The organism is Lacticaseibacillus casei DSM 20011 = JCM 1134 = ATCC 393, from assembly GCF_000829055.1.
GTDB lineage: Bacteria > Bacillota > Bacilli > Lactobacillales > Lactobacillaceae > Lacticaseibacillus > Lacticaseibacillus casei.
In genome coordinates, this window is sequence record NZ_AP012544.1 from 2,235,837 (window position 1) to 2,249,473 (window position 13,637).

Sequence of the window (13,637 nt, forward strand, 5' to 3'; positions counted from 1 at the left end):
ACATGCAATGCTAGTGTACCACAGAAGGGCAAGCGGTGGACGGCAACGCCTCAAGGTCATCAGGTTTTTCGTTTCGACGGGAAAAGCCCCATCCTTAATGAACCAATCTGTTCATTGAGTCATTATGCGCTGACAGTGCTGCTCGGCTTTTCTCGCCGCCAGAGCCAGTAGACAAACGCCACAACGATCACTGTTTGCACCACCAACAGCAGCTCTGTCACAGTGAGGCTCAAAGCTCCTGCTTGACTCAATCCAGCCGGAAAATCAATAAAAGCATGCAAGCCAACTGGCAGTAACATCCAGAACCACTGCTTGCGGTTGACCACAATCAACCAAACAACCAGCGAAAGGGCAATCTGAATGGTCAAGGCTAACAGTCGCTCAAGCAAGCTTAGTGACACCGTCCAACCGTTCATCCCAGTCAACTGCTTCACCGCGGTGATAATGCCAGCACGCGCGCTTGCCGGGGTTTTGGTCATTAATTTAGCCAACGCGCCACTGTTGATGGTCGTTGCAAAAAGCACATTACTGAACATTGCCAAGCCACCACCCAGCATCATTTCAAGGCCGCCATGCCCTAAACCATACAAAAACGGGGTCTCGGGTGTCTTGGCTTTTTGGGGAATACGCTTTTGAATCCATTTGAAACCAAACCACCGACCGACTTCTTCAAAAACGCCTGCCAGCAGTGCGCCATAAAGTGCGTAAAGCCACGGCGTATGTTGAAATTGCCGAGCAATGCCGCGAAACGGTCCTTCTAGAATACCGGCAAAAAGAATGAAAATGGCCATACCGATAAAGAACACTGGCGTTGCTCCTTTTTTCGGATGACTTCGCCGTTGAATGATCCACACGGCTAAAGCCACCGGCAAAACCAAGCAAACAATGATCTCGATGACCATCATCACGATGGCTGCTTGACTGACAGTGCTGTTCACAATTTTTGACATACGCGCGACCTCACATTCGATTGTTCAGAAAACGATCTGTTGTGATCGTTTTCAATTCTTTAGGTATAAAAAGAGCATCATTTAAAGTGGATGATGCTCTTTTCCATTCCATTTTTCAACTCAATTTACACAATTGAAAATGGCGCGATTTAATTTTTATGACTTGCTTTTTTCGTTTGCCGGCGCCAACGAATACCCAGAAAGCCTGCCACAGCTAGGAGGATGACGCCAAGTGCGGTTAAGCCAATTTGTTGTGCTTCGTGCGTCCGCGGCAATGTGTGCTTAGCTTTATTAGTTGGCGTTATGATCGTTATTGTCGAGCCATTGTTACCACCTGTTGATGGCAAATTGCTTGGCGGATTTGGCGTGGATGGATTTGTCGGCGTGCTTGGTGTGACTGGCGTACTTGGCGTGACCGGCGTGCTTGTCTTTGCATAAACAAAGGTGACATTTAACGTTCCATTGGTGAATGTGCCTGAATCAGCCGCGCTGTTTAGCGCCATGCGCAGATACTGATATCCCGCAATAGTTGTTGGCGTTGTGGTATAAGGTGTTCCTGCGTTTCCAGTCAAAACTTTGTCTGGCGCAAGTGCGTTCCCATTTTCGTCAACATAATGAACGTTAACGGTTCCTTGGGCCGTTGGATTCTTGCTATAAACAAAGGTCACAGTCAAAGTGCCGGTACTAAAGGTCCCGTTTTCCGGTGCGCTGTCTGGCGCAAGACTGGTGAATTGGTAATTTGCAATATCAATCGGACGGGCTTCATAAGGATCGCCGGGCTGGCCGGTGAGCACTTTATCAGGTGCAAGCGTGTTGCCTGCATCATCGACGTACTTCACGTTAACGCTGCCTTGAGGAATTGGCGTCTTGGTGTAAACCATGGTGACAGTGACGGTGCCATCAGTGTACGTGCCGGTTGCCGGAGCGCTATTCGTAGCTAAATGGGCGTATTGGTAATCTTTGATGCTGATTGGCGAGATGGTATACGGATCGCCGACTTTGCCACTAAACGTCTGATCCGGGGCAAGTTGATTGCCTTGGTCATCGACAAATTTGATATCAACGGTTCTTTGTGTAGCAGGATCTTCAGCAGCTTTTCCTGTCTCTGTAATTGGTGAGACAACGGGATTACTCAAATACTTTTTTTGTTGACGAGTCAATGCTGCATTGACTCTCGATCGTTGTGCCAATTGAGAGGTCTCATTGATGGACTTGGCCGCCACTTTATGCACGGAACTCGTACCACCCATCAAGAAGAAGCCGATCAGCATCACCACCCACAACTTGCCATCTTTATACAGTTTGCTATGAACTTTTTCTTCTCCAATTGGTCTCAATGCAATTGCTCCCTTCAGAAACCAAGCCAAAAGCCCTTCAACCAAATCTTGTTAAAATAATTATTTTAATTTACACACAAATTATAACACGTGGTATTGGTATAAAAACTTTCGAATGGATTCTCAAGCTGAGAAAAGATCCACTTTGAAGCACTTGGATAAATGACTTGGACGCAGAAAATGACACCTAAACAGGCGTTTTATTTTTCGTGAATACCATCATCTACCGCAAATTGCGCCTGCGGAAGACAATCAGGCCAAGTATCAAGAAGATACTGCCATAAGCAATGTAGCCGATCATCATCTGGTTGATGCCTAGGTGAGTCAGACTCGAAAGTTTTGGTGAATTCAGTTGTGCTCCAAAGTTCAACATATTCACCGGGTTCCATTTGAGCCAATCGTGTTGATCAATCAGCACAAACATTAACTGGTTAAAAACCGAGACAACAAAGTAGGCACTAATGCCGACGATGATCGCAGGCGTTGAGTTGTCAAATAAGGTGGCCAGCAGCAACACAAAAGCAGCCAGAAAAAGTAAGGTCAAAAACTCGCTGACAGTATTCATCAACATGGCCTGCCAAATCGGCTGATGCGTGCTAACTTGCAAAGTCAGACTAAATTTATTTTGGAAAAAGATCACTTTTAAAAGAAAAGTCATCACGAAGCTGCTGCCATAGAAGCAAAGTGCACAGCCTAGCAGGGTTAACCACTTACTAACCAAAACTTTGCTACTTGAATACTGTCGATAAAGTAGTGCTTTTAAGGTGCCATACTGATTTTCTGATGACAGCTGCGTACTACCAACTGCAATAATATAAAAGACAATTAACACTGGTGCATAAAAATCGTTGAGGAACAAGTTCTCAGGCTGAAACGTCTGTGGATAAGCTTTTCCGAAAATCGCCATTGCCAGTTGAAACACAATGAGAAATAACCAGAAAATGGTGAACGATGGTCTTTTTAAGAGTTTGTAGGTTTCCTGTTTAAGTAGTATTAACAAAATAAAATCCTCCGTATCCTCGCGATCACTCAATGATGCCTAAAAGTGAGTTTTCTAAGTCATCCTGTTGTTCGTGAATGTCGTTGATCGCAATATTCTGATCCAGCACCGCACGCAACAAAACCGTCATATTTTGAATTGAGTTTCTGGCAATCTTAACGCTGCCTTCTTCAACCGCAGCTTGATAACCTTTTTGCGCTAAAAGTTGAGCCACGCGGTCGTTCTGATCCGTTCTCAGCAAGAGATAACTTTCATTTCTGGCTAACACCGCGTCCATGGTATTGTTTGTGACAAGATGGCCGTGATTGATGATCACAACATCGTCAGCGACTTTTTGCAACTCGCTCAAGATATGGCTTGAAATCAGGAATGAAGTGCCTTCTGCTTTTTTCTGAAGGATCAGTTCACGCAGTTCTCTTGTTGCCTTGGGATCAAGTCCATTCATCGGCTCGTCAAGGATCACCAGACTTGGCTGGTTCACCAGTGCAAGCGCAATTCCAAGTTTCTGCTTCATCCCTAACGAATAATGCTTGGCTTTTGCATCTGCATAGGCAGTCAAGTGCATCTCTTCAATCACTTTGTCCACTTTGGCTTGCCGATCAGCGCCTCTCGTAAAAAGGTGAAGCTGTTCCCGGCCGGTTAAATAAGGATACAAACCCGGATACTCAATCAAAGCACCCACATCTTTTAAAGCATCATGACTGTCAACGGTGATCTTCTGATCATTCAGCCGAATGTCGCCGGTAAAACTCGAAATGCCCAGAATGGTTTTCATAATGGTTGTTTTACCTGCCCCATTTGCCCCAATCAGGCCGACAATCCGTCCCGATTTGATTTCAAATGAAATTTGGTGCAAAGCTTGTTTCTTCCCGAACCATTTATCGAGGTTATTAACTGTTAGCATTAAGGCATACCACAACTTTCTTGATGAGATTGATGAGTGTCAGCTTCATTTGTTCTTTGTTTATTTTGTAGTACCAATAAAAAAATATATATGCATCAATTACAGCAATATCAAAAACTCTAGGTGATATCTGAACTCAATCGCAAGACCTGATTTTGATACTCTTTAAGTAGTACTAACTTACCAGACCAAACCGATCAATCCGTGTTTTTTGACAAAAGCGATATTTTCATCACATAATTGGGTCGTAAATTGCAAGAACAAGTTAGCCAGTCGTTGAGGACAATCCCAGAACAGGCCGTTATCAAATAGAAGTTGTGGCGCTAGAGAGACTACTGGGCCATGCGGCGAACGCGCCGAGCTTCGGCCTCAAAGTTTTGCTGGGGTGTGCAGTAGCCCTGTTGTTTGCGAGGCAACTGATTCAAGCGGTCTTGCGTGGCCTGCACTTGACTAGGGCTAATGTCATCTAGGGACATGCCCTTAGGGAAGTCCTGGCGGATCATCCGGTTATGTGCCTCGTTGGTGCCACGGTCGCAGGACGTGTAAGGATGGGCGTAGAAGATCTCAGTTTCCGTCCCAGCAAAAGCAGTATTTAAGGCGGTGAACTCGGGTCCGTTGTCGGCTGTGATGGTCTTGATGCAAGCTCCCCATTCGCGCTTGATTCCACGCAATGCATAGCTCACAGAGTCTGCATCTCGTCCTTCGATCAAGCGGAGAAGTTGGCAACGGGTCTTGCGCTCAATCAGAGTCAAGATGACGCTCTCCTTGCCATTGCGTTTACCGACAATGGTATCCATCTCCCAGTGACCGAACTGCCTGCGTCGTTCAACGACCTTAGGCCGTTCCTCGATACTGCGGCCAGCCAGGCGCTTAGCCTTGGTGTGGTGCTGGTGAGAGGTCTTCCGCTTAGTCTTCTCCAACAGGTCGATATTTCGAATCTCTAGGCGTTGGTCGTCAATGTACTGGTACAAAGTCGAGGCACAAACAAGCTCTTCAGGAGTAAACAGCTTGTGTCGCTTGGCATAGCCGATTGAAGCATCCGGCGACCATTTGTCCTGCTTAGCTCGCTGTACGTACCAGGCTAAGAAGACCTGTACGCTGGCGAACTTGTCAGGACGATGGCAGCTCAAGCGTGCAGTCTCGTAACGTGCCTGAGCAGCCTCTGGCAGGTATTGTCGATGGTAGACGCGCTTGCCATTACTCTTCTTGACCTGATCTACTGTACCTCGCTTGATTTCATTATTAATGGTCTGCGGGCAGACGCCAATTTCAGCAGCAATCCAACGATTGGACTTCCCAGCTTGGCGGAATCCGGCCACTTTTCCGCGCTCGAGTGATGTTAAGTGCTGACCTTTTTGGCGGTGTGTGCTATCCTGTTTCTGCATCAAGACAATATCCTCTTCCATTGTTTGTGTAGGAACTTCAATGATACAGGATATCTGTTCTTGATGTTTTTTATTGTCCAAAAAATTTTGAGACAGTGGCTAACTTGATTCTAAAATGCGCGCACATAATTGGGTTTAAGTTGCTTATAGGAAAATTGGAGGAGACCGCTTCATGCAATCACATAACATTGGTGCTTTGTTTAAAGAGCTGCGTGTAGAACGAGGTCTGAGAATCGCTGATGTAGCCGGTGAACTCAGCGTAAGCACTGTTTCAAAGTTCGAAAACGGATTATCGGATATTTCAGTTGAGAAACTCTGTTTGCTATTAAGCAACCTTGGCATGGATGCACCAGAGTTTTTTGAAATTCTCAATCAAGATCAGAACGGCGACTCAAATATTGTCGATTCCAGTTTAGACGCTCTGAATCAGCGCTTGTGGAAACTTTCGGTTTCACAGGATGCTTCTGGATTCAAAAAGTTGCACCATGATTTTCTTGAAAAGTTTAAAGCCACCCACGACAAATTTTATAAGTTGAAAGGCATTATGGTTTTGTCCATTTTCATCGACATCCAAGAAAGCCACGAGCTACTGTCCAAAGCTGATTCCAAGTATGTGGCCGACTACCTAATGGAGCGTGATGCTTGGTACAAATTTGAATACTCACTTTATGGCGACTGTGTAGCATTTTTACAACCCCAAGATTTTGATCGCTTGTACGCAAAGTTTCTCACGATCCATTTTGCGTTACATCAACGGCGAAATTACCTTGATCTCTTTTTCCAGACATTTTATAATATTGCCGCTTCGCTTTATTACCGTGGACAATATGCATCGGCTGTCCAAACGTTGGAGCATTTGCAGCAACAAAAAATCCCTGATAATTACTTTTTCATTCGTCTTCAATTGCATATGTTGAAACTGCTCTGCCAGTATAAAATTTCCAGTGATCAGGAGACCCTGGCTGATCTCGAATCGATTCTAAAGGTTATTACGAAGATCAGTCCGGTTTATAGTCGTAGATGGAAAGCGGACTTCAAGTTTAAAGAGTCACTCCTTCAGTAACCAAGACGTCGCTAAGTCCCTACCGCTGACGAAATTCACTGTTCCACTTCTTAAAAAAGGCGCTGCCCCAACTCGGGACAACGCCTTTTCACATCCACAATATTTACTTTTCCTTATCCCGGATCGCCTTTTGCTGGTGTGCCGGCTTCGCGAAGATCATGCGCCCCGCGGCCGTTTGCAGCGCACTGGTGACGATGACTTCCAGCGGTTTGTTCATGTAGAACTTACCGTCTTCGACCACCACCATCGTGCCATCGTCGAGATAAGCGACGCCTTGTTGCCGTTCGGAGCCGGATTTGATGACGGTGACCGTCATGTTTTCTCCGGGGATCACATCGGGCTTCAGGGCATTGGCTAGCGCGTTGATGTTGAGCACCGGGACATTTTGAAATTGTGCGACCTTGTTGAGGTTAAAGTCATTTGTCATGACGATGCCATCGAGCAATTTAGCGAGCTTTAGCAGCTTGCTGTCGACTTCGGTTAAATCGTCAAAATCGCCTTCGTACATCTCAATATGAATGTCTTTATCCTTTTGCATGGCATTCAAAATGTCCAATCCGCGGCGGCCGCGCATTCTTTTCATCGAATCCGCCGAGTCTGAAATCAGTTGCAGTTCATGCAAAACAAAGTTCGGAACCAGCATCGTGCCTTCGATAAAGCCGGTCTTGGCAATGGCCTGAACCCGGCCGTCAATGATGACACTGGTGTCGAGCAGCTTGTATTTGCGAAAATGATCGCCGACTTTACGCTCGAGGACCTGGTCGTTATCCGTATCTGCTGTCCGGCGGTTGCGGAAATTCAATAGCCGCCGCCATTCTTCGCTGCGTGTCGTACCCACCCGAAAACCCAAGTAACCGAATAATAGCATGATGATGAGTGGTAGGAAGATATTCAGCGGTGCGATGAACCGATACAACGGAATTGAAATAATCGCGGCCAGAATCAAGCTGATCGTGGTCGACAGGCTACCGAATAGTAAATAGCTTGGTGATTTGGTATTCAGCGTCTTTTCCAGCACTTTTAACCGTCCCAGAATCCAGTTGACGCTGAGACTGGCCAGTAGCAGGAAAATGATGGCGCCGATTAACCCGTTCGTCAGCAGGTTGTTGACAATCAGGTGATGCTGCCAACCAATGGCTTCCCAAAGCGCCGGTAATGCGCCCATGCCGACCCCGATGCCGATCAGGCCGAAAATCAAATAAACAATTCGTTTCTTCATGGTTTGCCTCCTCTCTTCTTCTAATTAAAAACCTTATGCAACGCTTCGGCAATGCTTGTAACCCCAATGACTTGAATATCTTTGGGTGCGTGCCAGCCTTGCAAGTTGTTGCGCGGTACGAAAATCCGCTTAAAACCCAGCTTGGCCGCCTCTTTGACCCGATCTTCAATGCGGTTCACCCGCCGCACTTCACCGGTTAAGCCGATTTCACCGACAAAACAATCAGTCGGTGGAATCTCTTTATCGCGATATGACGAGGCAATCGCAACCGCCATCGCTAAGTCAATCGCCGGCTCATCCAACTTAACGCCGCCAGTGGCTTTCAGGTAAGCGTCCTGATTCTGCAGCATGAGATTGGCGCGCTTTTCCAGCACCGCCATAATTAAGCTGACGCGATTATGATCCAATCCGCTGCTAGTACGTTTGGCATTGCCGTACATTGTGGGGCTGATCAGGGCCTGGATTTCCACCAAAATCGGTCGCGTGCCTTCCATCGATACCACCACCGCCGAACCGGTCGCCCCAGCCAGCCGTTCCTCTAAGAAGATTTCCGAGGGATTGGCGACTTCCTGCAGGCCATTTTGGTGCATCTCAAAAATGCCGATTTCATTGGTAGAGCCGAATCGATTCTTAACCGACCGTAAAATCCGGTAAGTGTGGTGCATGTCGCCTTCAAAATAAAGCACGGTGTCGACCATATGCTCAAGAATTTTAGGCCCGGCAATCGCGCCTTCCTTGGTGACGTGGCCAACGATGAAGATTGTCACGCCTTTAGATTTGGCAATACGCATCAGTTCGGCCGTGACTTCGCGAATCTGGGCAACCGAACCGACTGCCGAATTCATATCCGGCACATTCATGGTTTGAACCGAATCAATCACGACATAATCCGGCTGCATCTGATCAATAACGCCTTCAATGCTGGGCATGTCGGTTTCCGGATACAGGTACATCCCCGAATTGGCAACCCCTAAGCGGCCAGCACGCATTTTGATCTGACTGGCACTTTCTTCGCCTGACACGTATAAAACGGTGCCGCCAGTGCTCGCCAACTGCCCGGACACCTGCAATAGCAAGGTCGATTTACCGATGCCAGGATCCCCGCCAATCAAAACCAGCGATCCCGGCACCACGCCGCCACCAAGCACACGGTTTAATTCCGCCAAACCGGTCTTAACCCGCGTTTCCTTGGCAACCGTCACTTCATCCATCCGCATCGGCTTGACTTTACTGCCTGCCCGCGTCTGCCGCGGTGCCGACTTGGTTGAACTGACGGTTTCTTCAACCAACGTATTCCAACCACCGCAATTCGGACAGCGCCCTAAATAAGTGGCGGAAATATAACCACAATTTTGACATACGTACTGTGTTTTTGCTTTCGCCATATTATCCCTTCAATATTAATTAGTGATCGGTTGACCCAAAACCGCTCTGCCGCTGAGCCAGCCCGCCTTGATCACCATCGGCCAGTAAAAATGGCATGAAGATACCTTGGCCGATGCGGTCGCCTTTTTTAATCATCACGTCGCGGGGGAAGAAATTCAGTAGCTGAATATAGATTTCGCCTTCGTTGTCCGGATTGTCATAATAGTCGGCATCAATCACGCCAATCCCATTCGGCAACGTCAGGCCATGCTTGAGCGGGTTGCTGGAGCGATTAGCCAGAACCAGCACCTCATTAGGTTGCATATACGCCTTTATCCCAGTCGGCACCAAATACGGTTTCAAGATCTGCTCAGCCCGTTCGAAATCCTTGTTGGTCAGCGGACGTTCATTTTTAATCAGCCGGAAAAGCCGAATAAAATCATACCGCCAGATGCTTTTCAACAAGAAATCCTCACGCGCGTAAAAATCATACCCTGCCGCCTGCTTGGTTTGGCGCGTTGGCAAGGTCAGATCGTCATCCTGATACTTTGAAACAATTTCAAAACCACGGGTCTTCATAATGAACCTCCATATAAGTAGTGTCCAAGGTATCATAACACGCGGCACCAGCTGACAACCATGCTGAAAAGGCTTTCCTTCTTGTAATTATACCGTTTTCTTGCTAAATTTGGAGTGCGGACGCGGCTGGTCAATCGCATTAACAAAATTGACCCGAGCGTCACGGTGACTGGATTCGGTAAAAGCGGCGCTGACGGTGCGATGCGTTGGATGCTCAACCATAACACGCCAGTTCAGGCTCACGCACTTTTACCAAGGAGGTTAATATGGAATTTCAACACGAACCGGGCCGGATTTTCAATACCGACTGGGATGGCCGACTGCTGGCCGAATTAACGTATCAATCAATTGACGACGGCCAAGCATGGGCGGTCGATCATACTTTTGTTGACGAAAGCCTTCGCGGTCAAGGCATCGCCGGCCAACTCATCGAAGCGGTCGTTGCCGCCGCCCGTCAAGAAGGCAAAACCATTGAACCACTTTGCTCATACGCAGTGCATGCCTTTCACAATCATCCGGAATATGCTGATGTCTTGCGGCCGGTGAAGGATAACTGAATACTGAGTGAGACCAGAGCGTAACTCACGGCCAAAACTTATAGAAGCGAACGTACTACCGATTATCAAGTATTGGCAGTACGTTTTCTTTTCGTTTCGGGTGAATAGATGATTCAAGTTTTAAAAATCCTAGTGCCAAAGCGGAGCAATCGTAGGCCAGATGGGGCTCAGCTGTGCCCTCCGCTCTAGCTTCGCGTCGCCAGCCCCAAACCGCCGGAGACTGCGTAGTTTGGCACGGCAAGAAAACTCTCAGCCTAACTTTCCTGAGTACGGCAAATTTAATTACATCCCCCTTCCATCTTTAAATTCTAATTAAATTGAGGTAAGGTTTCTTTAATGCACTAAGGAAAGGGGCTCGCTATGTCAGAAATTACATTTGATCAGATTAAGGCGTTTCAAGAGCGGCTCGCGCATCATCCCGCCGCCGCTGCCCGCAGTCGCGCGGTCCAAAACGTTGGACCACAGGCGGCTAGTCGCGAAGCCATCGACGGCGAGGACATGAAGCCAGTATTCTCGCTCGACCTTGACACCGGCAGTGTTGCCAACCAGAAGAAAAGCGGCCGCTGCTGGCTATTTGCCACATTAAACACGGTTCGCCACGGCATTGCAGATGAATTCGGCCTGAAAGATTTCGAATTCTCGCAAAACTACAATGCCTTTTTCGACCGGTTGGAGAAAGCCAACTTATTCTATGAAAATATTTTAGCAACGGCCGACAAGCCACTCGACGATCGTGAAGTCGCTACCTACCTCAGCGAGCCGGATCAAGACGGCGGCCACTACGACCAGGCTGCCGCGCTCATCGAAAAGTATGGCTTGGTTCCAAAATCCGTCATGCCCGAAACATACAACAGCGACAAAACGGCAGAATTAAACAGTGTCTTGAACGAGAAATTGCGCAAAGACGCCAAAGTATTACGCACGCTGAAGCAGCAACATGCCAGTGAAGACGCGATTGCCGCTAAAAAACGTGAACTACTCAGTGTGGTTTATCGCATCCTGGCCTATACTTTCGGCAACCCACCGACGATGTTCGATTTCGAATATCGCGATGACAAGAAACAATATCACCGCGATACCGGCTTGACCCCGCAAACTTTCTTCAAAAAGTACGTCAAGTGGCATTTTGATGATTACATCGTGGTTGCCAGCGATCCTGAGCCAAGCAAAAAATATCAACAGCTCTATGCCATCAAAGCGGCCAATACCGTGGTTGAAGGGCATCCTTTAACGATCCTGAACCTCCCACCTGAACGCCTGGAGCAACTGGCATTGGCACAGCTGCAAGCCGGTGAAGTCGTGTGGTTCGGTAATGATGTCTTGGCCGATATGGACCGAAAATCCGGTACGCTCAAAGGTGGCCTTTTCAATTACAACGACTTGTTCGACGTTGATTTTCACGTGGACAAAGCAGATCGAATCGTGACCACCGAAGCCGAAATGTCGCACGCCATGACGTTCACCGGTGCAGATGTCGTTGATGGCAAGGTAACAAAATGGAAAGTCGAAAATTCGTGGGGCAAAGACAACGGCCATGACGGTTACTTTGTTGCCGATGCGAGTTGGTTTGACCAGTACGTCTATGAAGTCGTCGTTCGCAAGAGCCTCCTGACCGATGCGGAGCAAGCCGCCCTTCAAACCACGCCGATCAACCTGCCTGTGTGGGATTTTCTGAATTAAACACGGGTTATATGCTAGACTATGCTTGTCGCTTCATTCGGGCGGCAAGGGCAGCCAACTGGATATTGCAACCTTTTGACTGCCGACTGCCTCATCATCAAATGTTTAATAAAAAGGAGTGTCTATCTTAATGTCTGCAGAAATTACTTCTGGCGATCTGGATCAGTTCAAACAGGATCTGCAAGCCACACCCGGTGCCGCTGCCTTACAAAAAGCGGTTATGAACAATGGCATCAACGCCACGGCCGAAAACACCGACAGCAAAGTGGCCATGACGCCGACCTTCTCGATCGAACTTGAGACCGGCGCCGTTGCCAACCAAAAGCAAAGCGGCCGCTGCTGGATGTTTGCCGCGCTCAATACGATGCGCCACGGCATCCAGGCCCAGTTCAAGATCAAAGACTTTGAACTTTCCCAAAACTATACCAACTTCTGGGATAAATTTGAAAAGTCCAATTATTTTTATGAAAATGTTTTAAAAACCGCTGATCAACCACTGGACAGCCGTAAAGTCGCGTTCCTCTTGGCCACCCCGCAACAAGACGGCGGCCAATGGGACATGTTGTCCGCATTGATTGAAAAATACGGCATCGTGCCGAAGTCAGTGATGCCGGAAACATACAACTCAAACAAGAGTAACGAATTAAACGGCTTGCTCAACCTGAAGTTGCGCAAAGACGCGGTTAAACTGCGCAAGTTAGTGGCTGACAAAGCCAGCGATGCCGATATCGAAACAGCTAAGCAAAAGATGTTGGCAGAAGACTACCGGATTTTGGCTTACGCTTTAGGCAACCCGCCAACTAAATTCGACTTTGAATATCGCGACGATGATAAAAACTACCATATCGATCGCGAACTGACCCCACAAACTTTCTTCAAGAAGTATGTTGGCTGGAACCTTGACGACTATCAAAGTATTATCAATGCACCGACGGCAGACAAGCCATACAACCACCTTTATACCGTTGAGATGCTTGGTAACGTGGTCGGCGGTCGCGAAGTCCGCCATCTGAACCTCGACATCGATACTTTCAAGGCTTTGGCCATCAAGCAGCTCAAGGCTGGCGAGTCCGTCTGGTTTGGTTCCGACGTCGGGCAAAGTTCTAATCGTCAACTCGGTATTCTGGACACCAACATCTACAAGAAAGATGACCTCTTCAACACCGACTTCACCATGACAAAAGCAGAACGCCTCGACTATGGCGAAAGTCTCATGACCCACGCCATGGTTCTGACTGGCGTTGACATTGTTGATGGCAAGCCAACCAAATGGAAGGTCGAAAACTCTTGGGGTGACAAGGTCGGCGAAAAAGGTTACTTCGTGGCAAGCGACGACTGGTTCGATCAATTTGTCTATCAAGTCGTTATTTCCAAGAAGTACCTGCCAACCGAATTGCAGGACGTCATCAAAAACGAATACGCCAAGCCAACCGTTCTGGCACCATGGGATCCAATGGGTGCTTTGGCATCAAGATAGTGTCAGTGAATTGAACTGGCGGCGATAAAAATAGGGACAGAAGTTTTTCGGCATTGATGCTCGAAAGGCTTTTGTCCTTTTTTGTCTGGCACTGAAACGCGCTTACAGGCCCTTACATTCC

At 47.7% G+C, this 13,637-nt stretch carries 12 protein-coding genes; 4 read left to right on the forward strand and 8 right to left on the reverse strand.

Annotated elements, in window-relative coordinates:
• Window positions 1–122: 122 nt before the first annotated feature.
• The 5 genes from LBCZ_RS10790 to LBCZ_RS10810 form a co-directional block, all read right to left on the reverse strand.
• Entirely contained in the window at window positions 123–950 is an 828-nt protein-coding gene (locus LBCZ_RS10790; RefSeq protein ID WP_025013700.1) for a YhfC family intramembrane metalloprotease, read from the reverse strand.
• Between the two features lie 149 nt (window positions 951–1,099).
• Entirely contained in the window at window positions 1,100–2,287 is a 1,188-nt protein-coding gene (locus tag LBCZ_RS10795; RefSeq protein ID WP_025013701.1) for a MucBP domain-containing protein, read from the reverse strand.
• A 223-nt stretch (window positions 2,288–2,510) separates the two neighbouring features.
• Complete coding sequence (locus tag LBCZ_RS10800; protein WP_025013702.1) at window positions 2,511–3,287, reverse strand: ABC transporter permease; 777 nt, start codon at window positions 3,285–3,287, stop codon at window positions 2,511–2,513.
• 25 nt (window positions 3,288–3,312) lie between these two features.
• The gene (locus LBCZ_RS10805) at window positions 3,313–4,191 is read right to left on the reverse strand and encodes an ABC transporter ATP-binding protein (protein WP_025013703.1); all 879 of its coding nucleotides are present in this window, start codon (window positions 4,189–4,191) and stop codon (window positions 3,313–3,315) included.
• 332 nt (window positions 4,192–4,523) lie between these two features.
• Complete coding sequence (locus tag LBCZ_RS10810; protein ID WP_010620018.1) at window positions 4,524–5,576, reverse strand: IS30 family transposase; 1,053 nt, start codon at window positions 5,574–5,576, stop codon at window positions 4,524–4,526.
• A gap of 172 nt (window positions 5,577–5,748) precedes the next feature.
• Here LBCZ_RS10810 and LBCZ_RS10815 point away from each other — a divergent pair, with 172 nt between their 5' ends.
• Window positions 5,749–6,639, forward strand: coding sequence for a helix-turn-helix domain-containing protein (locus tag LBCZ_RS10815; RefSeq protein ID WP_025013300.1), 891 nt, complete (start codon window positions 5,749–5,751; stop codon window positions 6,637–6,639).
• 103 nt (window positions 6,640–6,742) lie between these two features.
• Here LBCZ_RS10815 and LBCZ_RS10820 read toward each other — a convergent pair whose 3' ends face one another.
• The 3 genes from LBCZ_RS10820 to LBCZ_RS10830 are packed head-to-tail and all read right to left on the reverse strand — an operon-like array spanning window position 6,743 to window position 9,802.
• Window positions 6,743–7,858, reverse strand: coding sequence for a PIN/TRAM domain-containing protein (locus LBCZ_RS10820; protein ID WP_025013301.1), 1,116 nt, complete (start codon window positions 7,856–7,858; stop codon window positions 6,743–6,745).
• Window positions 7,859–7,878: 20 nt separating this feature from the next.
• Entirely contained in the window at window positions 7,879–9,243 is a 1,365-nt protein-coding gene (gene radA / locus LBCZ_RS10825) for a DNA repair protein RadA (RefSeq protein WP_010492253.1), read from the reverse strand.
• 19 nt (window positions 9,244–9,262) lie between these two features.
• The gene (locus tag LBCZ_RS10830; RefSeq protein WP_025013302.1) at window positions 9,263–9,802 is read right to left on the reverse strand and encodes a dCTP deaminase/dUTPase family protein; all 540 of its coding nucleotides are present in this window, start codon (window positions 9,800–9,802) and stop codon (window positions 9,263–9,265) included.
• 266 nt (window positions 9,803–10,068) lie between these two features.
• On the opposite strand from LBCZ_RS10830, the gene LBCZ_RS10835 reads away from it, so the two are divergent.
• The 3 genes from LBCZ_RS10835 (at window position 10,069) to LBCZ_RS10845 (ending at window position 13,516) form a co-directional block, all read left to right on the forward strand.
• Window positions 10,069–10,359 (forward strand): GNAT family N-acetyltransferase, encoded by a 291-nt coding sequence (locus LBCZ_RS10835; protein WP_025013303.1) that lies wholly within the window; start codon window positions 10,069–10,071, stop codon window positions 10,357–10,359.
• A 360-nt stretch (window positions 10,360–10,719) separates the two neighbouring features.
• Window positions 10,720–12,039 carry a C1 family peptidase gene (locus LBCZ_RS10840; RefSeq protein ID WP_025013304.1) on the forward strand — a complete coding sequence of 440 codons (1,320 nt, stop codon included), beginning with the start codon at window positions 10,720–10,722 and terminating at the stop codon, window positions 12,037–12,039.
• A 130-nt stretch (window positions 12,040–12,169) separates the two neighbouring features.
• Window positions 12,170–13,516: a C1 family peptidase gene (locus LBCZ_RS10845; protein WP_025013305.1), complete on the forward strand. Its 1,347-nt coding sequence runs from the start codon at window positions 12,170–12,172 to the stop codon at window positions 13,514–13,516.
• Window positions 13,517–13,637: the final 121 nt, after the last annotated feature.